18 protein-coding genes and 2 pseudogenes are annotated in these 20,115 nt (G+C 67.2%); 4 read left to right on the top strand and 16 right to left on the bottom strand.

Features of this window, described 5'->3' with window-relative positions; all coding sequences use genetic code 11:
* Positions 1 to 57 precede the first annotated feature (57 nt).
* Genes pdxT through pdxS form a run of 3 tightly spaced genes read right to left on the bottom strand, consistent with a single transcriptional unit; the run spans position 58 to position 2,425 of the window.
* A complete protein-coding gene (gene pdxT, locus G6N68_RS09940) occupies positions 58 to 654 on the bottom strand; it encodes a pyridoxal 5'-phosphate synthase glutaminase subunit PdxT (RefSeq protein WP_163711091.1) in 597 nt (198 codons plus the stop codon).
* Positions 651 to 1,487 carry an acyl-CoA thioesterase II gene (gene tesB, locus G6N68_RS09935; RefSeq protein ID WP_163711088.1) on the bottom strand — a complete coding sequence of 279 codons (837 nt, stop codon included), beginning with the start codon at positions 1,485 to 1,487 and terminating at the stop codon, positions 651 to 653. Before tesB ends, pdxT begins: the two co-directional genes overlap by 4 nt.
* A gap of 8 nt (positions 1,488 to 1,495) precedes the next feature.
* A complete protein-coding gene (gene pdxS / locus G6N68_RS09930) occupies positions 1,496 to 2,425 on the bottom strand; it encodes a pyridoxal 5'-phosphate synthase lyase subunit PdxS (protein WP_163711084.1) in 930 nt (309 codons plus the stop codon).
* A gap of 124 nt (positions 2,426 to 2,549) precedes the next feature.
* Between pdxS and G6N68_RS09925 the strand changes: the two genes are divergently transcribed.
* Complete coding sequence (locus G6N68_RS09925; RefSeq protein WP_163718407.1) at positions 2,550 to 4,325, top strand: PE-PPE domain-containing protein; 1,776 nt, start codon at positions 2,550 to 2,552, stop codon at positions 4,323 to 4,325.
* 301 nt (positions 4,326 to 4,626) lie between these two features.
* Positions 4,627 to 5,328, top strand: coding sequence for a plasmid pRiA4b ORF-3 family protein (locus G6N68_RS09920; protein ID WP_003891399.1), 702 nt, complete (start codon positions 4,627 to 4,629; stop codon positions 5,326 to 5,328).
* Between the two features lie 7 nt (positions 5,329 to 5,335).
* Here the strand turns inward: G6N68_RS09920 and G6N68_RS09915 are convergent.
* The 10 genes and pseudogenes from G6N68_RS09915 to G6N68_RS09870 form a co-directional block, all read right to left on the bottom strand.
* A pseudogene (locus tag G6N68_RS09915) lies at positions 5,336 to 6,657 on the bottom strand (ISL3 family transposase).
* 260 nt (positions 6,658 to 6,917) lie between these two features.
* Complete coding sequence (locus G6N68_RS09910) at positions 6,918 to 7,982, bottom strand: NUDIX hydrolase (protein ID WP_163718405.1); 1,065 nt, start codon at positions 7,980 to 7,982, stop codon at positions 6,918 to 6,920.
* Between the two features lie 14 nt (positions 7,983 to 7,996).
* Positions 7,997 to 9,121: a glycosyltransferase family 4 protein gene (locus tag G6N68_RS09905; RefSeq protein ID WP_163711081.1), complete on the bottom strand. Its 1,125-nt coding sequence runs from the start codon at positions 9,119 to 9,121 to the stop codon at positions 7,997 to 7,999.
* Positions 9,121 to 10,044 (bottom strand): phosphatidylinositol mannoside acyltransferase, encoded by a 924-nt coding sequence (locus G6N68_RS09900; RefSeq protein WP_163718403.1) that lies wholly within the window; start codon positions 10,042 to 10,044, stop codon positions 9,121 to 9,123. Before G6N68_RS09900 ends, G6N68_RS09905 begins: the two co-directional genes overlap by 1 nt.
* Before the next feature lie 71 nt (positions 10,045 to 10,115).
* Positions 10,116 to 10,784 (bottom strand): phosphatidylinositol phosphate synthase, encoded by a 669-nt coding sequence (gene pgsA / locus G6N68_RS09895; protein ID WP_163711078.1) that lies wholly within the window; start codon positions 10,782 to 10,784, stop codon positions 10,116 to 10,118.
* A complete protein-coding gene (locus tag G6N68_RS09890; RefSeq protein WP_163711075.1) occupies positions 10,781 to 11,407 on the bottom strand; it encodes an ATP adenylyltransferase in 627 nt (208 codons plus the stop codon). Before G6N68_RS09890 ends, pgsA begins: the two co-directional genes overlap by 4 nt.
* The gene (gene thrS, locus G6N68_RS09885) at positions 11,344 to 13,407 is read right to left on the bottom strand and encodes a threonine--tRNA ligase (RefSeq protein ID WP_163711070.1); all 2,064 of its coding nucleotides are present in this window, start codon (positions 13,405 to 13,407) and stop codon (positions 11,344 to 11,346) included. The genes G6N68_RS09890 and thrS overlap by 64 nt, the downstream gene beginning before the upstream one ends.
* 98 nt (positions 13,408 to 13,505) lie before the next feature.
* Positions 13,506 to 14,162, bottom strand: a complete 657-nt coding sequence (locus G6N68_RS09880) for a PaaI family thioesterase (RefSeq protein WP_163711068.1) — start codon at positions 14,160 to 14,162, stop codon at positions 13,506 to 13,508.
* A gap of 16 nt (positions 14,163 to 14,178) precedes the next feature.
* Positions 14,179 to 15,994 (bottom strand): annotated as a pseudogene (locus tag G6N68_RS31440) (PE family protein).
* Between the two features lie 111 nt (positions 15,995 to 16,105).
* Positions 16,106 to 16,981 (bottom strand): aldo/keto reductase, encoded by an 876-nt coding sequence (locus G6N68_RS09870; RefSeq protein WP_163711064.1) that lies wholly within the window; start codon positions 16,979 to 16,981, stop codon positions 16,106 to 16,108.
* Positions 16,982 to 17,042: 61 nt separating this feature from the next.
* Between G6N68_RS09870 and G6N68_RS09865 the strand changes: the two genes are divergently transcribed.
* The gene (locus G6N68_RS09865) at positions 17,043 to 17,546 is read left to right on the top strand and encodes a DUF1990 domain-containing protein (protein ID WP_163711061.1); all 504 of its coding nucleotides are present in this window, start codon (positions 17,043 to 17,045) and stop codon (positions 17,544 to 17,546) included.
* 12 nt (positions 17,547 to 17,558) lie between these two features.
* On the opposite strand, the gene G6N68_RS09860 is transcribed toward G6N68_RS09865, so the two are convergent.
* Complete coding sequence (locus tag G6N68_RS09860; protein ID WP_205351294.1) at positions 17,559 to 18,029, bottom strand: DoxX family membrane protein; 471 nt, start codon at positions 18,027 to 18,029, stop codon at positions 17,559 to 17,561.
* Between the two features lie 82 nt (positions 18,030 to 18,111).
* On the opposite strand from G6N68_RS09860, the gene G6N68_RS09855 reads away from it, so the two are divergent.
* On the top strand, positions 18,112 to 18,828 hold the full coding sequence (locus G6N68_RS09855; RefSeq protein WP_371871552.1) for a helix-turn-helix transcriptional regulator: 717 nt from the start codon (positions 18,112 to 18,114) through the stop codon (positions 18,826 to 18,828).
* Here the strand turns inward: G6N68_RS09855 and G6N68_RS09850 are convergent.
* Both G6N68_RS09850 and G6N68_RS09845 read right to left on the bottom strand, forming a co-directional pair.
* Positions 18,800 to 19,765 (bottom strand): NAD(P)H-dependent flavin oxidoreductase, encoded by a 966-nt coding sequence (locus tag G6N68_RS09850; RefSeq protein ID WP_163711054.1) that lies wholly within the window; start codon positions 19,763 to 19,765, stop codon positions 18,800 to 18,802. The two genes, G6N68_RS09855 and G6N68_RS09850, sit on opposite strands and share 29 nt — an antisense overlap.
* A 2-nt stretch (positions 19,766 to 19,767) precedes the next feature.
* Positions 19,768 to 20,115, bottom strand: a complete 348-nt coding sequence (locus tag G6N68_RS09845) for a cupin domain-containing protein (RefSeq protein ID WP_163711051.1) — start codon at positions 20,113 to 20,115, stop codon at positions 19,768 to 19,770.

The raw sequence follows: 20,115 nt of genomic DNA, 5'->3' as shown, positions 1-20,115 counted from the left end.
TTTCGCTTTAAAAAGTTCGCCTGACGATTCTACGTGGCCACCCAGTCGCGCCGAGCGTCACGCTCGGCCGGTGACGATGTCGACGAAGAGTTGGTGGATACGGCGGTCCCCCGTCATCTCCGGGTGAAACGCCGTCGCAAGTACTCGCCCCTGCCGAACGGCGACAGCGTGTCCCGCCGCCCGCGCGAGGACCTGCACCCCGTCGCCCACTCGTTCCACCCACGGTGCCCTGATGAACACCGCCCGCACGGGTTCATCGAGTCCGTCGAACGGGAGATCGCCTTCGAACGAGTCAACCTGCCGGCCAAATGCGTTGCGCCGCACGGTCATGTCGATACCACGCAGGGGCAATGCCTCGCGCCCGCCCGCACCGGCATCCAGAATCTCGCTGGCCAGCATGATCATGCCGGCGCAGGCGCCGTACGCCGGGAGTCCGTCGGCCAGCCGCGCCCGCAGCGGCTCCAGCAGGTCCAGGTCGAGCAACAGGTGGCTTATCGTGGTCGACTCCCCGCCGGGAAGCACCAGAGCGTCGACCGCATCGAGTTCGCTAAGCCGCCGCACTGTTATCGGCTCGGCCCCGCACGCGCGCAGCGCGACCAGATGCTCCCGGGTGTCGCCCTGCAGGGCGAGAACCCCCACGGTTGGTCGGTTCACGGCTGATATCCGCGCTTGAAGCGGGTTAACCCCTCCTGCATGACCGCGGCCACCATCGCACCGCTCTGGTCGAAGATCTTGCCCTGGCACAGCGAGCGCCCCCCGCTGGCCGACGGCGAGGACTGGTCGTAGAGCAGCCATTGGTCGGCCCGGAACGGGCGCATGAACCACATCGCGTGGTCCAGCGAAGCCACTTGTAGATGCTCCCGGACGTCAAGGTGGTTCACCTGCGCCGAGCCCAGCAGGGTGAGGTCGCTCATGTAGGCCAGGGCGCAGATGTGCAGGACAGGGTCGTCAGGCAACGGGTCACGGTGGCGAAACCATACCTGCTGCTGGGAGGCCTTGCCGGGCAGCAATTCCAGCTGCTCCCGCGGCACGATGCAGACGTCCCACTCCTCGAACTGCTTGAAACCGGCGTCGTCGAAGACCTTCATCGAGCTCAACCCGGGCAAACCCTCCGGCGGCGGGGCCGCGGGCATGGCGTCCTGATGACTGATCCCCTCCTGATGGGTCTGAAAGGACGCACCCATGCTGAAGATGATTTCGCCGTGCTGAATGGCGTTGACGCGCCTGGTGGCGAACGATCCGCCGTCGCGGGTGCGCTCAACGGTGTAGATCGTGGGCGCCGTGGCATCTCCCGGGCGCAGGAAATACCCGTGTAGCGAGTGGACCTGGTAGCGCGGTTCCACGGTACGGACGGCCGAAACGAGCGACTGTCCCGCGACGTGTCCACCGAATGTGCGCTGCAGGAAGCCGGACTCCGGGCTGAACACGCTGCCGCGGTAGATATTGACCTCGAGTTGTTCGAGGTCGAGGATCTGCTCGATCGCCACGGCTGTTGTTACCAGCCGCGTTGGGCCAGGCGATGGGGCTCCGCGATCTCCTCCACGTTGATGCCGACCATCGCCTCGCCCAGTCCCCGCGACACCTTGGCCAGCACATCTGGGTCGTCGTAGAACGTGGTGGCCTTGACGATTGCCGCGGCGCGTTGCGCGGGATCCCCTGACTTGAAGATGCCCGAGCCGACGAAGACGCCTTCTGCGCCGAGTTGCATCATCATGGCCGCGTCGGCGGGAGTGGCGATGCCACCCGCGGTGAAGAGCGTGACCGGCAGTTTGCCCGCGCGTGCCACCTCGACGACCAGATCGTAGGGTGCCTGCAACTCCTTTGCCGCGACGAACAATTCGTCTTCGGACAGCGATGTCAGCCGCCGGATCTCGCCGCTGATGGCTCGCATGTGGGTGGTCGCGTTGGAGACGTCACCGGTGCCGGCCTCACCCTTGGACCGGATCATCGCCGCGCCCTCGCTGATGCGCCGCAATGCCTCACCGAGGTTGGTGGCCCCGCACACGAAGGGCACGGTGAACTTCCACTTGTCGATGTGGTGTGTGTAGTCGGCGGGAGTGAGGACCTCGGATTCGTCGATGTAGTCCACCCCCAGGCTCTGCAGAATCTGCGCCTCGACAAAGTGGCCGATCCGCGCTTTTGCCATCACCGGGATGGTGACCGCGGAAATGATCCCCTCGATCATGTCGGGGTCGCTCATCCGCGACACGCCGCCCTGGGCTCGGATGTCGGCGGGCACCCGTTCCAGCGCCATCACCGCGACGGCGCCGGCGCCTTCGGCGATGCGGGCCTGCTCAGGGGTGACGACGTCCATGATGACGCCGCCCTTGAGCATCTCGGCCATGCCACGTTTGACGCGCGCGGTCCCGGTCTGGCCGGAGGCCGAACCCCCCGCCTGGACTGACTGGACTGACTGGACGTCCACTGCTCTCCTTCGCTGTTCGCTGCGGTACCAGTCTAGTGCCGCCCAACAAAGGAGTTTTCCGCCTCCGGCCTTGTGAACCGTGGTAGTTGTTCATATGGTCCAGGAAGCGAAAGGATAACTGGCACTGAATTTCACCGTATTGCCGCCGGAGTTAAATTCAGCCCGCATCTTCGCTGGGGCGGGGCCGGGCTCGATGCTTTCTGCGGCGGCGGCATGGAATGGGCTCGCTGAGCACTTGTCCGCGACCGCCAGTTCATTTGCCGCGGTCACCTCGGGATTGGCGAACGAGGCCTGGCAAGGCGCGACGGCGCAAGCCATGACGCACGCGGCCGATCCCTATGTGGGGTGGTTGAACACAGCGGCCCGCCAGGCCGAGCAGGCGGCCGGCCAAGCGCGGCTCGTGGTCGACGCGTTCGATGCGGTTCGGGCCGCGGTTGTGCATCCCGCGCTGATCGCGGCCAACAAGAATCAGGTGGTCGCACTGGTGCGGTCCAACCTATTCGGCCAGAACACCCCAGCCATCGCGGCCGCCGAAGCCGAATACGAGCAGATGTGGGCGCAGGACGTGGCTGCCATGTTGGGCTACCACGCCAGCGCGTCGGCGGCGGTCGCCCAACTGCCGCCATTCCAAGAGGGTTTGCAGCAGTTGTTGCGCAACGTGCGCGAGCAGGCGGCTCACGCTTACGCCGCTGCCGGGCTCCCGCCGATCAGCGTGGATTTGCAGACCGGCACCTTCAATGTGGGCAACGGAAATATCGGCGTCAACAACATCGGAAACGGAAACGTCGGTAATGGAAACATCGGCAACGGCAATGTCGGCAACGGCAACATCGGCTTCCTGAATACCGGTGACCGAAACATCGGATTCGGCAATATCGGCAACTGGAATATTGGCGCCAACATCACCGGCAACGGACAGATCGGCCTCGGGAAAACCGGTGGTGACGGCCCTCCCTTCTTGGTGGTGGGAGACGGCGGCCCTGGAGTAACGGCGCTAGTCGTGGGTGGCACCGATTCGTTCGTGCCCGTCAAGGTCGCCTTACTGGAATACGCGGCGCATTTCATCAGCCCCTTCCATCCCGGTTACACCGCACAAGTACTCGAGACACCGTCGAAGTTCTTCCCCTTCACCGGGCTGGATACCTTGACCTTTGACGCGTCAGTGGCCCAGGGCGTCGCGAACCTGCACGCCGCGATCATGGCGCAGCACGCGCTGGGAAACGAGGTCGTCGTGTTCGGCGTCTCCCAGGGCGCGATGATCGCCGCCCAGGAAATGCGCTATCTGCAATCGATACCCGAAATTCTCCGTCCGGGCATCGACGAATTGTCTTTTGCGTTGACCGGTAATCCCGGCCGGCCCGACGGCGGTATTTTTGCGCGTTTCGGCTCTTTCGCCATACCGGAGATTGGTCTCAGCTTCACCGGCGCGACGCCTTCGTCCATTTATCCGGCATTCGACTACTCGACCCAATACGACGGTGTCAGCGACTTCCCCAGATATCCGCTGAACATCTTCTCAACCGCCAACGCCCTGGCGGGCATCCTTTTCCTGCATTCTGGATTGATTCCGACACCTCCCGGTATTTCATCGGGTGTAATACAGCCGGTGTCCTCGTCGGACGTGCTGACCACGTACATCCTGATTCCCACCCATGATCTGCCGTTGCTGTACCCGCTGCGGGCCATCCCGCTGATTGGCGACCCGCTGGCCGACCTGATCCAGCCAAACTTGCGAATTCTCGTCGAACTGGGCTACGACCGCACCGCATATCAGGACATCCCGCAGCCGTTCGGCCTCTTCCCCAGCGTCGATTGGGGCGCACTTGCCGTGCAGCTGCAGGAGGGCGCTGCGCAAGGAGTCAACGACGCGTTGTCTGGCCTGCGAGCACAGATCGGGTAACGCTTGGCCCATTCGTGGGCGCGGCGACGGCTCGCCGATCGGGGCTCTCCGCAGGGTCTGCCACACACACACACACACACACACACAGGTCACCCGGCCGGACGTGGATCCGTGGTGGCTGTGGCAGACGGGCGGCAAAGCCAATTAGTTACGGCCCAAATTTTTGAATACCGAATATCCATAATGGGGCTCTTCGCAGTTGAGGGTGTAGGACGGTCAACTGTTTTCGGCCGGTGATTGGGGTGTCTGGTTGACTGGGGGCGTGCCGGAGAAGAAGCGGAAGCTTAAGAGGAAGAGCGGGGTGCCGGGGGGCATTGTGGACCTGTCGATGCTGCAGAAGCTGATTGCCGGTGCTGGCCGGGATGTGTTCGCGGGAGTGTTCGATGAGCCAACGCCCGAGGTGCGGGCTGTGCCGGAGCGTGTGCGGGGTTTCCGGGTCCGGGTGGACCTGATGTACGCCAAGCCGCCGATTTGGCGTCGTCTGGTCCTGCCGGGCGATCTCATGCTCGATGAGCTGCATGTCGTGCTGCAGGCGGCGATGGGTTGGCAGGACGGTCATCTGCATAAGTTCGGTGTCGGGGGGGACCGGCGTAGGCGTGCCTACTTCGTCACTGGGTTTGATCTCAGCGAAGGCGACGACGGTGTCGTCGAGGACAGCGTGCGGCTCGATCAGGTGGTCTCCGATAAGGGTGAGCGGTTGTTCTATGACTACGACTTCGGCGATGGATGGGAGCACGTGCTGGTGGTCGAAGACGTTCTCGATGATCCACCTTCGGCTCCTGTGTGCCTGACGGGCAGGATGGCCTGCCCGCCGGAGGATTGTGGTGGGCTGGGCGGCTATGAGGAATTGGCTGCGTGGGTTCGTGGCGGGTACGACCCGCGGGCAACGCCGATGGGGCTGGGTGCGCAGGAGATGCGGGACTGGCTGCCCCGAGACTGGCACCCCGATCGTTTCTCGGTGGCCGAGACCAATGACGCTCTGGCCGTGTTGAATACGCGTTGAGGACTCTTCACTGCCGAGGTCCAAGGAGCTGGGGTCTGAATCCGCCGGTCTCGAGCAGGGATCGGGCGATGTAGTGGGACAGGTTGCGAAAGCCCAGGGCGGAGCCGCGCAGGTGTTCGAGGCGACCGTTGATGGCTTCGGTTGGGCCGTTGCTGGTGCCGGGCCGGTCGAAGTAGGCCAGCACGTCGGCGGCGCGCTTGGTCAGGGTGCGCCGAGGGTGATCAGTTCCTGCAGAGGCCTGGGAACGCCGGTGCTCAGCGTGGTGATCAGCGCTGCCATCATGGTGCGGCCTTTCTTACGATCGGGCTCTCGGTAGGCGGCTACGGTGCGCTGATACATCTGCCAGGTGGCTTCGACCTCGGCGTGGGTGTCGACGGCGAACAACGCCGCCAGTCGGGCTTTCTGGCGGTCGGTGAGCAGATCGGCACCGGTGTGCAGGGTGCGTCGGCAGGCATACAGCGGGTCGGTCTTGCGGCCGCGGTGCCCACAGGTGTCCAACTGCACGCGACGCCGGCATTCGTCGAGGGCGTTACCGGCCAGGCGCACCACATGGAAGGGATCCATCACCGTGGCTGCCTCAGGTAGCTCTTCAGCGGTGGCGGTCTTGAACCCGGAGAAGCCATCCATGGCAACGACGTCCACGCCATCACGCCAGTCCTGTGGCCGCTGGGCCAGCCAGTCGGCGAACGACTTCTTGGAGCGCCCCTCGATCATATCGAGCAGCCGGGCCGGACCAGTCCCATCCCGTACTGGGGTGAGGTCGATGATGACGGTGACGTACTTGTCGCCGCGGCGGGTGTGGCGCCAGACATGCTCATCGACGCCGATCACCGCCACGCCGTCGAAGCGGGTCGGGTCGGCGATCAGCACCCGCTGGCCTTCGGCGAGCACGGCGTTGTTGGCGGTGTTCCACGACACCGCCAGGGCTTCGGCGAGCCGGGCCACCGTCAGGTGCTGGCAGACAAGGGCTTCCAGTGCCCACCGCAGCGCTCGCCGGGACAGCTTGGCGCGTGGTTCGGCGGCCTTGCTGGTGTCTTGGCGCCACACATGAGCGCATCCGGCGCACCGGTAGCGGCGGACCGTCACCAGCAGCGTGGTCGGCCGCCACCCGAACGGCTCGTGGGCAAGCCGACGGGTGATGCTGTCACGCGGACTGCCTTCCTCGCCGCAGCGCCGGCACCACCGATCCTCTTCGACGAGCCTGCACGCCAGCACCGCGCGATCATCAGCGAGGTGCTGGCCGGTCACCTCCAACCCGAGCTCATCGAGGCGGCAGAAAGTCGTGAGGTCAGCGCAGGCGAAGCCCGCCCCACCGGTAGCGTTGGGCACGTCGAGGTCTTTCGGATGGGTGGCGTGAGAACCTCCATCTTCGAGAGACCTCGACCCCTATCCCGGCAACGACGCGCCGACAACCCCTACACCCTCATCTGCGAAGAGCCCATAATGGGTTGCTCTATGCACATTCCTGAAATGCTTATTCCAGGCGCATTCCTGGTCCGTTAGTGCATTCGTTCGGCGTTGGCCGCTGCTCGGGCTTATCGCACGACGACACCGTCGCCTTCTGCACCGGCGGCGTCCGCCCGCTCGGATCACCGTATGGACTGCGGCCTACCAGCGGCACCCGATTCCACGCCGTCGGGCGCCGCCTCCGCGCCATCCGCCAGCCGGTTGGCCGCCGGCAACAACTCGCCCAGTTGCAGGGGATAGACCAGTTCCCCGCCGGCCACCAAGTCCGCGATATCCCCGGCACCACACCACCGAGCGCCGTGAATATAGCGTCGTTCCAGCTCGCTGCGCCCCGCGATGGACGGCTCGAACCGCCGCGTGCGGTACACCAGGTAGAACTCCTCGCTGTCGATCACCGACCCGTTGAACTCGAAGACCTCGTCACGTCGCCAAACGGGCCCGATCAACTCCGCCGGATCCACCCGCAGGCCCGTCTCTTCGGCCAGCTCACGGGCGGCGGCCTCGGCCAACTCCTCGCCCTCGCGCACTTCTCCGCCGACGGTGAACCACCATTTCGGCGCGCTGCCGTCGGTGATCGCCGGATCCGACCCGGACAGCAGCAGCACGGCGCCGGTCTCGTCGAGCAGCACCACCCGCGCCGACGTGCGGTGGCTGACCACGCCACTGTCGCTGTGCGTCAACCCGTGCGGGCGCTCGGCTATCTCGAAATAGCTGGGCAGCGTTGCGGTTCCACCCAGGTGCAGCTTGCGCACCAGGGGACGCGCGCCCAGTGCCAGGGTGTCGCGGACCGCGTCGTTGTGAAAGCGACGCGCGAGCAACACCCGCGCCTCGGCGTCGGCCAGTTCCGCGATCAGCGCCGACGGCAGCGATGCCGGATCCACCATGGCCAGCGCGGCCGACAGCTCGTTTTCGGCCGCCTCACGCAGATGCCGGGGCGCGCGTTCGGCGGCGTCGGCCAACGCCGCCAACCGCCTGCCCTCCGAACTGGCGCTGGCGCCGCCCCCGTACGCGTCGATCGCCACCGCCCGCGCCACCACCGCCCGGCGCGCCAGCGCACTGTCCAACGCCTGCCAGGACAGGTCGTAGCGCACGTTCAGTCGGTTCAGCCGGTTGGCCGTCTGATAGCTCCACGCGCCGAACCCCGCCAGCAGCACGAACAGCACCACCGCGACGCCGATGAGGGCGATCGTGGCCGACGTCACTAGCTGGCTACCTGAACTTTGGCGCCCGAGCCGGCGACCGTCTCGTACACCCGCGTGATCTGGGTGGCCACCACCGACCAGTCGTAACGGCGCACCGCCTCCGACCCGGCCGCCACGTAGCGCTCGCGCAGCGCCTCATCTTCCAACACGGTGGTGAGGGCTTGGGCCAGCGCGGCACCGTCTTCGACGGGCACCAGGCAGCCGCACTCCCCGTCGCGCAGTACGCGCCGGAAGGCATCCAGGTCGCTGGCGACCACCGGGGTGCCCGCGGCCATCGCCTCGACCAGCACGATGCCGAAGCTTTCGCCGCCGGTGTTGGGCGCGCAGTAGACGTCGGCGCTGCGCATGGCCGACGCCTTGCCCGCATCGTCGACCTGCCCGAGGAAACGCACATGTTCCACGAAAGCGCTTGCCTGGCGCCGCAATTCGTCCTCGTCGCCGCGGCCGACGATCAGCAGCTGCACATCGGGGAAGCGTTGCACCACCGTGGGCATGGCCTCGAGCAGGACCGACATTCCTTTGCGCGGCTCGTCGTAGCGGCCCAGGAACAGCACCGTCTTGCCCGGTCGCGGATATCCCTCCAGCGGCGACGCCGAGGCGAACGCATCGACGTCGACCCCGTTGGGAATCTCCACCGCGTCGGAGCCCAGCGCTTCCATCTGCCAGCGGCGGGCCAGGTCGGACACCGCGATCCGACCGACGATCTTCTCGTGCATCGGTCGCAGGATGCCGCCGAACACCGTCAGTGTCAGCGACTTGGTGGTCGAGGTGTGGAAGGTAGCCACGATCGGCCCCTCGGCGATGTTCAGGGCCAGCATGGACAGGCTCGGCGCGTTCGGCTCGTGCAGGTGCAGCACGTCGAAATCGCCTTCCGACAGCCATTTCTTGACCTTGCGATGGGTCGCCGGGCCGAACCGCAGCCGGGCGACCGAGCCGTTGTAGGGAATGGGGATGGCCTTGCCGGCGGAGACGACGTAGTCGGGCAGCGAGGCGTGCGGCGACACCGGCGCCAACACGCTCACCTCGTGGCCGCGGCCGCGCATGACCTCGGCCAGCTGCAGAACGTGGGCCTGTACCCCGCCCGGCACGTCGAACGAGTAGGGACAGACCATCCCGATCCGCATCAAGCTTCCTTCAAGCGGGCCTGCTTAGCCTCGGAAAGGTCGGACAGCCACTGCGGCTGCATCATGTGCCAGTCCTCGGGATGGGCGGCGATGTTGACGGCGAACTGGTCGGCCATCGCCTGGGTGATCGCCCGGACGTCGCCGCTGCTGCAGTCCAGGGGCGAGTAGACCTGGAAACCCCAACCGTCGGGCTCGAACCAGCAGTGCGTCGGCAACAGCGCGGCACCGGTTTCGATGGCCAGCTTGGCCGGCCCGGCGGGCATCCGGGTGGCTTCGCCGAAGAAATCCACCTCGACGCCGGTGCGGGTCAGGTCACGCTCGGCCATCAGGCACACGATGTGGTTGTCCCGCAGCCGCTCGCACAGCACCTCGAAGGGTGGTCGTGGGCCACCGGACAACGGCAGCACCTCGAAACCGAGGCCTTCGCGGTAGTCGATGAAACGGCGGTACAGCGATTCGGGTTTGAGCCGCTCGGCGACGGTGGTGAACGTCCCGTGCCGCTGGGCTACCCACACCCCGGCCATGTCCCAGTTACCGCTGTGCGGCAGCGCCACGATCGCGCCGCGCCCGGCGGCCAGGGCCGCGTCCAGAATGTCCAGCCCCTGGATCACGTGGTCCAGGTGACGAGCGATCGCGTCGTGGTCCATCGTCGGCAGCCGAAAGGCCTCCCGCCAGTAGCGGCCGTACGACGCCAGCGACGCCCGCATCAGCGAGTCGGGCACGCCCGCCGGCGACGTGCCGATGACGCGGGCCAGGTTCTTGCGCAGTTGCTCCGGGCCGCCGTTGCGGGCCGCGTACCGCGCGCCGGCGTCGAACGCGTTGCGCGCGGCGAACTCTGGCAGCGCCCGCACCGCCAGCCAACCGGCCGCATACAACCGGTCGGTCGCCCGCTCGGTCACAAAGCTGCGCAGCTTTCCGGGCATTTGCAGGCTCGTCGACAGACCCAGCCCCCGATTCGGACCCCCACCAGGTCCAAAAACCGGAAACGTGTAGGTCATGACTGGCTCTTTCCGGGCTCGCTCGGCCCGGGCAGCGGCAAGCGGTCGGTGGCCCCGGCCGAGCTGCGCGCCGTCCACAACCGCTGACCACAGGTGATGACGCTGGCCACCGCCAGCAGCCACATGCCGACCGGCAGCGCGGGCGGCCAGGCGATGAGCGGGAATTGAGAAATGCCGGCCGCCGCCAGCACGATGATCAACCGCTCCGGCCGTTCGATGAGGCCACCGCCGCCGTCCAGCCCGCTGGCTTCGGCCCGCGCCTTGATATAGGAGATCACCTGCGAGGTGACCAGGCAGATCAACGTCGCCACCACCAGCGGCATGTCACGCATGTGGAACGCGATCCACCACAACAGACCGCAGAACACCGCGCCGTCGCTGATCCGGTCGCAGGTGGCGTCCAGTACGGAGCCGAATCGGGTGCCACCGCCCTGTTGGCGAGCCATGGCCCCGTCGAGCATGTCGAACACGGTAAAGAACCAGAGCACGCAGCCGCCGATGAACAGCTTGCCCATCGGGAACAGCGTCAGCGCGGCCGCCACCGCGGCGACGGTGCCGATGATGGTGGCGCCGTCCGGCGTCAATCCGGTACGCAGGGCAGCCCGCGCGACCGGATCCGCGACCCGGGCGAAGAATGACTTGCGCAAAAAGGGCAATCTGCTCACGGTTGCCTAGCCCACTCCTCGGCCAAAAGTCGGCGGGTGTCGCGCAGCAACTGCGGTATCACCTTGGACCCGCCGATGATGGTGATGAAGTTCGCGTCACCGCCCCACCGGGGCACGACATGCACGTGCAGGTGCTCGGCCAGCGACCCGCCCGCCGATGTCCCCAGGTTGATGCCGACATTGAAGCCGTGCGGGTGCGAGACGTTCTTGATGACGCGAATCGCCTTCTGGATGAACGCCATCAGTTCGGCACTCTCCGCCTCGGTCAGTTCCTCCAGCTCCGATATCCGCCGATACGGCACCACCATCAGGTGCCCCGGGTTGTAGGGGTAGAGGTTGAGGACGGCGTAGACGAGTTCGCCGCGCGCGACCACCAGGCCTTCCTCGTCCGACATTCGGGGAATGTCGGTGAACGGCTCGTCCGGCTTGCTGTTGTCGCGACGCAGCGGCGCCTCGGCGAGGTAGTTCATCCGGTACGGAGTCCACAGCCGCTGCAGCTCGTCACGCCGGCCGACGCCACGGTCGAAGATCGTGTCCTGGTCCTGGTCCCGGCTCTCGGTCACGACCCCGCTACCTTCACCAATTCCGCGGTCGGTGCAGCGTTCTCGTGGTCGGCTATCCATTTCACGATGGTCGCGATCGCGTCCTGGGTGGGCACGCCGTTGATCTGCGTGCGGTCACCGAACCGGAAGCTCACCGCGCCGGCCTCTACGTCGCGGTCACCGGCCAGCAACATGAACGGCACCTTCTGATTGGTGTGGTGCACGATCTTCTTGGCCATCCGATCGTCACTGCTGTCCACCTCGACCCGCACGCCCTGCGACCTCAGCTGCGCGGCAACCTCTTTGAGGTACGGCACGTGCTCGTCGGCGACGGGAATGCCGACCACCTGCACGGGTGCGAGCCAGGCCGGGAACGCTCCCGCGTAGTGCTCGGTGAGGATGCCGAAGAACCGCTCGATGGATCCGAACAGCGCGCGGTGGATCAGCACGGGTCGCTGACGCGAACCGTCGCTCGCGGTGTATTCGAGGTCGAACCGCTCCGGCATGTTGAAGTCGATCTGCAGCGTTGACATCTGCCAGCTGCGGCCCAGCGCGTCCTTGACCTGCACCGAGATCTTCGGTCCGTAGAAGGCCGCGCCGCCCGGGTCGGGGATCAGCTCCAGGCCGGACGCCTCACCGACCTCTCGCAGGACCTCGGTGGCCTCTTCCCAGACCTCATCGGAGCCGACGAATTTCTCCGGGTCTTTGGTGGACAGCTCCAGGTAGTAGTCGTTGAGCCCGTAGTCGGCCAGCAGATCGAGCACGAAGCGCAGCACCGAAGTGAGCTCGTCACGCATCTGCTCGCGGGTGCAGTAGATGTGCGCGTCGTCCTGCGTCATGCCGCGGACCCGGGTCAACCCGTGGATCACGCCGGATTTCTCATACCGGTAGACGCTGCCGAACTCGAAGAGTCGCAACGGAAGTTCGCGGTAGGACCGCCCCCGCGCCCGATAGATCAGATGGTGCATGGGGCAGTTCATCGGCTTGAGGTAGTAGTCCTGGCCGGGCTTGCGCACCGTGCCGTCCTCGTTGAGTTCCGCGTCGAGGTGCATGGGTGGGTACATCCCGTCGGCGTACCACTCCAGGTGCCCCGAGGTGATGTACAGCTGCTCCTTGGTGATGTGCGGGGTGTTGACGAACTCGTAGCCGGCCTGCTCGTGCTTGCGTCTCGAGTATTCCTCCAGCTGCCGCCGGATGATGCCGCCCTTAGGGTGGAAAACCGCCAAGCCGGAACCGATTTCGTCGGGAAAGCTGAACAGGTCCAGCTCGACGCCGAGCTTGCGGTGATCGCGGCGCTGCGCTTCGGCGATCAGCTCGAGATGGCGGTCGAGCGCTTCCTGCGACTCCCAGGCCGTTCCGTAGATGCGCTGCAGGCTGGCGTTGCGCTGGTCACCCCGCCAGTATGCCGCCGAGCTTCGGGTGAGCTTGAACGCCGGAATGTGCTTGGTGGTCGGAATGTGCGGCCCGCGACACAGGTCTCCCCAAACGCGTTCGCGCGAGCGGGGATTGAGGTTGTCGTAGGCGGTCAGTTCGTCGCCGCCGACCTCCATGATCTCGGCGGTGTTCGCGGAGAAGCCGGACTTGTCGTCGACGAGTTCCAGCTTGTACGGCTCGTTGGCCAGCTCGGCGCGCGCCTGTTCCTTGGACTCGTAGACCCGCCGGTCGAACAGCTGCCCTTCCTTGATGATCTGGCGCATGCGCTTTTCCAGCGCCGCGAGATCTTCCGGCGTGAACGGCTCGGGCACGTCGAAGTCGTAGTAGAAGCCGTCGGTGATGGGTGGGCCGATGCCCAGCTTGGCTTGCGGGAACAGGTCCTGGACGGCCTGGGCCAGCACGTGCGCGGTGGAATGGCGGATGACGCTGCGGCCCTCTTCAGAGTTGGCCGGCACCGGAACGACCTCGACGTCGGTGTCGGGCACCCAGCTCAGGTCGCGCAGCTTGCCGTCGGGGTCGCGCACCACCACTACCGCGTCGGGTGCGCCGCGCCTGGGCAGGCCCGCCTCGCCGACGGCGGCGGCCGCGGTAGTCCCGGCAGGAACCCTGATCGGGGATCCTGGGACTGGTTTTGCGGGGGCGCTCATCGGGTCGGTCTCCATGCTCTGCTAGGGGTTTTGCGAGGTCTTCGCAAAGATTTCAACTGGCGGTTGCCATGCTATCGGGCCGACCTCGACGAAGGGTTCTACGGCTGCCCCGGCTTGAGACGCACGAACAACGCGTCGGCTTCGGTCAGCACGGTGTCGCCGTCGCTCAGCCGGCCCGAGACAAAGATCTTGCGCCCGTCGATGCGGTCGACCCCGGCGTCGATCTGCAGCTTCTTCTCGATCGGCACGATGTTGCGGTAGTTGACCTTGAGATAGGCGGTGCGCTGGCGCGGGGTGCCGCTGAGCACCGACGCCGTCAATCCGAGCACGGTGTCGAACAACAACCCGAGCGCCCCGCCGTGCACCGCCCCGTTGCGTCCGAGGTGAAAGCGGGCAAACCGCGCCCAGCCTTCAATGCGGTCCACTCCGTCCTCGGTCCGTACCTTTTTAGCCGACATGGGAACGGTCAGAATGTTGCCGCGCACCAACAGATCCATCCGGCGTCCCGACGGCGATTGCCACTCGTCGGCATAAAACGGGGCAAGCAGCGTCGACACTTGCTCGATCATGTCCGCCGCATGGGTGATTACCTCGTCAGGAGCGTCTGCCGCGCGGGCATGATCCTGCAGCGTGCGCACCGCCTCGATAAACCTGCCGTAGTCCGGGCCACCCTTTTGGGTGGGTTCGGGCGGGTTGAAACCTCCGCCGGGGTGGGGTGTTTGTTCCTGCGCCTCTGCCGCTGCCTTTTCGGTCACCAGGACACGGTATTGCCTAGGGGAAGGTCAAGCCCGGTTGGCCGGATGCGCCCTCGGCGCCTTGATTACCGTCCGGACCGTCGGCACCGGACCCATGCGATCCATTGCCACCCGCACCACCAGTGCCAAACGCGCCGCCAGCTCCCCCGACACCGCCGATGCCGCCCTCGCCGGCTCCGCCATTGACACCATCCTGGCCGAACAACAGGCCCCCCGAACCGCCAAGGCCGCCTACGCCGCTGCCCCCGCCATCGCCGCCGTCGCCACCCGTGCCGCCGCTACCACCCGCGCCGCCGTTGCCGCCGACGCCCGTCGCGCCAAGAAAGGTGCCCGAACCGATACCGCCCAACCCTCCAGCGCCGCCGCCACCCCCGACACCGCCCGCTCCGCCGGCGCCACCCAAGCCAGCCTGGCCACCATTGCCGCCGTTGCCGATAAGCAGACCGGCGGCGCCGCCGTTGCCACCCCGTCCGCCTGCGCCACCGGTGCCACCAGTCCCGCCGAGGCCGCCATCACCCCCCACACCACCGGTGCCTCCGACGGCGTTGCCACCGGCGCCCAGGGCGGTGCCGATGCCGGCGGCACCACCCGCGCCGCCCATGCCGCCGGGCGCACCGATACCGCCGACGCCGCCCTGACCGCCGGTGCCGCCGTGACCGCCGTTGCCGACGAACAAGCCGCCGCGGCCACCGTCGCCCCCCGCGCCGCCGCTGCCCCCGGCACCGGCCGGAGCGCCGGTGCCGCCCGCCCCACCGGCACCGCCCGCGCCCGCGCGGCTAGCAGCTCCCCAGCTGCCCGACTCACCGCCGATGCCGCCGTCACCGCCAGCCCCGCCGAAGGCTTGGCCAATCGCCCCGTTGCCACCCGCACCACCAATTGCGCTGCCCGCGCCACCGATGGCCCAGCCGCCGTCGCCGCCCGCTCCCCCGTTGCCACCGCTGCCCCCGGTGCCGCCATTGCCGCCAACGGCAGAGCCCAAGTCCGATTCGGCGTTGCCACCCGCGCCTCCGGTGCCGCCCGTGGCGCCGAGGCCGGCGTCGACACCGTCACCACCGGCGGTGCCATACGCATCACCGGGGACTATTTCGGGGAGACCGGGGATCCCCGTGGCCCCCTGTCCACTCAGTACGGGGTTCACCCCGTTCGCTCCCGTCAAGCCGGTGCCCCCCTGCCCGCCGGCACCGCCATCACCGAACAGCACGGCGTTGCCGCCACGGCCGCCTTGACCGGGATTGCCGAAATTGATGCCCGCCAGCGCGGCCCCGCCCGCCGGCCCCGCCATTGCCGTACAGCCACCCTCCGCTACCGCCGTTGCCGCCGGCCGCACCCGCTCCGCCAGTACCGCCGGCCCCGCCGTGGCCGATCAGCCCCGCACTGCCGCCGTCGCCGCCCACCTGGCCGGGCAGTCCATCCCCACCTCGGCCGCCGTTGCCAAACAGCAGCCCACCCGGGCCGCCGTCCTGCCCTGGCCCGCCCGCGTACCCGTCGCCGATCAGGGGACGTCCCAACAACGCCCGAGTCGGCGCGTTGATCACATCCATGACCGCCACGTTGGCGGCTTCGGCCGAGGTGTAGGCCCCGCCTCCGGCGCTCAGGGCCAACAGAAATCGCTCATGGAACGCTGCGGCTTCGCGGCTGAGCGCCTGGTAGGCCTGCGCGTGGCCGTTGAACAGCGTCGCAATGACGACGGACACTTCGTCGGCCCCGGCGGCGAGGATCCCGGTCGTTTGGCCGGCGGCGGCTGTCCCGGCCGCATTCAATGCCGCGCCGATGCTCTCCAACTCTGCGGCCGCTGCGCTCAGGATCTCCGGCCTTGCGTAAACGAACGACATCGGACTCTCCCCACGCGAGGACTTACGTTGCCGTCAAATCTCTGGACATGAGCCTAACGCCCAATTTCGGAATTTGACCCGACAAATTTCAGGGCCGGGTCGGCGGGCGCATCAGGCGCCGGACTGTGCCGCGCCCGCGGTCGAAAGCGCTTCGAATTCCTGGTCACTCAGGGTGATTTCGGCGGCGGCGACGTTTTCCTCGAGGTGCGCCACGCTGGACGTGCCAGGGATCGGGAGCATCACCGGCGACCGTTTCAGCAGCCAGGCCAGGGCCAGTTGGGACGGCGTCGCACCGTGCTCCTCGGCGATCTTGTGCAGCGGGCCGCCGGGGGCCGCCAACGGTCCGGCGGCCAGCGGGAACCACGGAATGAACCCGATGCCCTCGTTGGTCGCGACGTCCAACAACGACTCGGCGGCACGGGCGGTCAGGTTGTACATGTTCTGCACCGACACGATCGGCGTGATCTGCTGGGCCGCCTTCAGTTGATCGACATCGATTTCGGAGAGCCCGATATGCCGGATCTTGCCCTCTTTCTGCAGCGCGACGAGTTCGCCCACCTGATCGGCCAGCGGGAAGTTGCGGTCGATGCGGTGCAACTGGAACAGGTCGATGGTCTCGACCCCGAGCCGGCGCAGGCTCATCTCGCACTCCTGGCGCAGATAGCTGGGGTTGCCCAGCGGAATCCACACATCTGGGCCCGTGCGCAGCAGCCCGGCCTTGGTCGCGATCACGATGTCGGTGTAGGGGTGCAACGCCTCGTGAATGATCTCTTCGGAGACATACGGCCCGTAGGAGTCCGCGGTGTCGATGAAGTTCACGCCCAGCTCGACGGCGCGCCGCAAGACCCGGACGGCTTCGTCGCGATCCGCCGGCGGTCCCCACACCCCTTTGCCGGTAAGGCGCATGGCGCCAAAGCCCAGCCGGTTGACGGTCAGATCGCCAAGAGTGAACGTGCCAGATGCCGCTGCGACGGTTGATGAACCCACGGCTACGACGGTACGCCGCGCGTCCAAACGACCCCGCCACCCGCCGTGGCAAGCTGGACAAGTGGACCTGAACGCGCTTGCCGAGCAGCCCCTCACCTACACCGAGGTCGGTGCGACGGCAGCGGCACAGCTACCCCCCGGTTACGACCACCTGAGCGTGTCGACCCAAATCGGCACCGGCCGAAAGCGTTTCGAAGAGGCGGCCGACGCCGTCATGCACTGGGGCATGCAGCGCGGAGCCGGCCTGCGGGTACAGGCCAGCTCCGATGCCGCCGAGATCTCGACGATCGTCGTGGTGCGGATGCTGGGCGTGCTCCGGGCACCGTGCCGCGTGGTGTATGTCGTCGACGAGTCCGATGCGCGTGGGTTCGCCTACGGCACGCTGCCCGGTCATCCCGAGTCCGGCGAGGAACGCTTCGCCGTGCGCTTCGACCCGACTACGTCTGCGGTGTATGCGGAGGTATCGGCGTTCTCGCGGCCCGGGACGTGGTGGAGCAAGATCGGCCGGCCGGCTGTTCGACTGGCCCAGCCGATCATCGCCAAGCGCTACCTGCACGGGGTGTGACGGCTGGCCCGCTCAGGCGCGAGCGTGGCTGCCACCGATCGCGCCGTCGTGCACACCCTGGGCCAACCGAGCCAGCGCGACCGCGCCGACCAGCAAGCCGAAGTCACGCAGCGCGACGTCGTAGAAGCCCGGCCCGGTGACCAGGTTGACGATGATCCCGGCCAACCATGCCGCGACCACCCAACCACCGATCCGTGGCGCGACCGCAACCAGCACGCCGGCGACGATCTCGATCACCCCTACCAGGTACATCACCTGAGTGGCCGTTCCCGGTAGCAAGTTGTCGATCCACGTCGCCAGATACATGTTCCAGTGCTGCTCGGGCAACCAATTGAGGAACTTGTCGAGCCCGAACAGGATGGGCGCGATCGTGAACACGGTTCGTAGCAACAGGAACGCGGAGTACGCAGGGTCCTTCATGTGTTCCGCGAGGGACGCTCCCGCGCCTTGGTGGGGCGCGCGGGGCGCGTGTTTGGTGCTCATTACCTCATCTCCTTTTCTAACGGATGATAATTCGTACGTTAGACCCGGTAGGCTGTAACGGCAATAGTTTCGTCCGTTAGAAATGGGGCGCACCATGGACCTGCAGCGCGACGCGACCGGCATCGGCGCACTCGCCGATCCACTGCGTCACCAGCTCTACCGATTCGTGTGTTCGCAGCCGGAGCCGGTAAGCCGCGAGCAAGCCGCGGATGCCCTCGACGTGCCTCACCACCAGGCGAAATTCCATCTGGACCGGCTCACCGCGGAGGGCCTGCTGGAATGCGACTACGCCCGCTTGACGGGTCGGTCCGGCCCCGGCGCCGGGCGCACGGCCAAGCTGTATCGCCGGGCGGACCGCGACATCTCCATCAGCCTCCCGCAGCGGGAGTACGAGTTGGCCGGACGATTGATGGCCGCGGCCATCGCGCGCTCGGCGACCACCGGCGAGGCCGTGGTCGAACTGCTCAACCGCCTCGCCCACGAATACGGCGAGACGATCGGGGCCGGTGCGGGTGGGGCTGAAGGGTCGGTCGGATCCCTGGATGCGACGCTGAGCCTGTTGCGCCGCTACGGCTATGAGCCGCGACCCCAAGACGAACGCACCGGGGACATCGAATTGGCGAATTGCCCGTTCCACGCCTTGGCCCAGGAGCAGACAGAGCTGGCCTGCAACATGAACCACGCCTTGATCACCGGCGTCGCGGATACCGTGGCGCCCCAGCTGCTCGACGCCCGACTCGAGCCGGGCGCGAACCGGTGTTGCGTGGTGCTCAGGTGTCCGGCGGGCTCCAGCGGGTGAGCAAGCTGTGCGCCCCTGCGCACAACTGCTCGATGACCTCCGCCACCGACGCGTCCTCCCGAATCATCCCGACCCCCTGACCGGCGTCGACGGGGGCGATCCGCGGATCCTCGGCCGCGATCGAAGCGGCCAACTCCCGATGCGCCTCCTGGTCCGCGGCCAGGGCATCCTCCTGGCCCGTCCAGCGCGCGACGAACTCGTTGGCCAGCACCCGCGACGGGAACCGCGCCGGCCACGGTAGGCGCTGTCCCACGTCGAAGACCCGGGTGACCCTGGTGTCGGTTGCGTCCGCGGCGATGAGAGCGCGACGTGCCACGTCACCCGTCAGCGCCTCCGGGCACGCCGCCAGTCGGGTGCCAATCCATGCCCCGCTGGCGCCGGCCGCCAACACTGCTGCCAGGCTGCGCGGCGAGGCGATGCCACCGGCCGCCAGCACCGGCAGCGAGACGGCGTCCAGGACCTCGTCGAGCAGCGGCAGCGTCGCGAGCTTCACCTCGCCATGCCCGCCGCCTTCGGCTCCGCGGGCCACCAGGACGTCGACCCCGGCGTCGGCAGCCCGCCGAGCCCCCGCGGCGTCGTATACCTGTGTGACGGTCGGGATTCCGGCGTCGTGGGCCTTGTCGACCCAGGACCAGTCGGTACCGAAACTCACCGACAGCAGCGCGGGCCTCGCGGCCAATGCGTCATCGAGCAGGCCGGCCTCGTTGCGCATGACCCAGTCGACCAGACCGATGCCGAACCTGCCGACCTTGCCGTCCACGTGACGCAATTGCTCAGCGAGTGATGCTCTGGTCGCGGTGCTGCCCATGCCGATCATGCCGAGACCACCGGCGGCGCTGACCGCACTCGCCAACCGGCCCCCGGCCACCCCGCCCATGGGCGCATTGACGATGGGTGCCCGCAGGCCGAAGGCGCGCGACCAGGCGGTGCCAAGCACCCCTAGTGTGAAGCGCCGGGTTGGGATTTCAGCACGGTCAGGATGACCACGGAATCTTCCAGCGCGTCCAGTGAGTGCCGCACCGGCGGGATGGCGACGTAGTCACCGGCCTTGCCGTCCCAGGAGTCGTCACCGGCCGTGAGGCGCACGTGTCCTTCCAGCACCTGCAGGGTCGCCTCACCGGGACTATCGTGCTCCCCCAGGCCGTGCCCGGCCAGCAGCGCCAGCAGCGTCTGTCGCAGTTCGTGGGTGTGGCCACCGTGCACGGTGTGAGCGGCGCGGCCGCTATTGGACTGGCGCGCCTCGGCCAACTTTTCGGAAGCGAGAGCGGTCAACGAGATTGATTCCAT

This window comes from Mycobacterium bourgelatii (assembly GCF_010723575.1).
GTDB lineage: Bacteria > Actinomycetota > Actinomycetes > Mycobacteriales > Mycobacteriaceae > Mycobacterium > Mycobacterium bourgelatii.
The sequence above is the reverse complement of the archived record's forward strand: the minus strand, read 5'-3'. Positions and strand labels throughout refer to the sequence as shown.

What these genes read in the sequence shown, in the direction of transcription:
- G6N68_RS09845 (WP_163711051.1), bottom strand. Translation starts at nt 20,115, where the DNA reads ATGGAATCAATCTCGTTGACCGCTCTCGCTTCCGAAAAGTTGGCCGAG.
- thrS (WP_163711070.1), bottom strand. Translation starts at nt 13,407, where the DNA reads ATGAGCGCCCCCGCAAAACCAGTCCCAGGATCCCCGATCAGGGTTCCT.
- G6N68_RS09855 (WP_371871552.1), top strand. Translation starts at nt 18,112, where the DNA reads ATGGGGCGCACCATGGACCTGCAGCGCGACGCGACCGGCATCGGCGCA.
- G6N68_RS09905 (WP_163711081.1), bottom strand. Translation starts at nt 9,121, where the DNA reads ATGCGGATCGGGATGGTCTGTCCCTACTCGTTCGACGTGCCGGGCGGG.
- G6N68_RS09890 (WP_163711075.1), bottom strand. Translation starts at nt 11,407, where the DNA reads ATGGATAGCCGACCACGAGAACGCTGCACCGACCGCGGAATTGGTGAA.
- G6N68_RS09860 (WP_205351294.1), bottom strand. Translation starts at nt 18,029, where the DNA reads ATGAGCACCAAACACGCGCCCCGCGCGCCCCACCAAGGCGCGGGAGCG.
- G6N68_RS09900 (WP_163718403.1), bottom strand. Translation starts at nt 10,044, where the DNA reads ATGCCCGGAAAGCTGCGCAGCTTTGTGACCGAGCGGGCGACCGACCGG.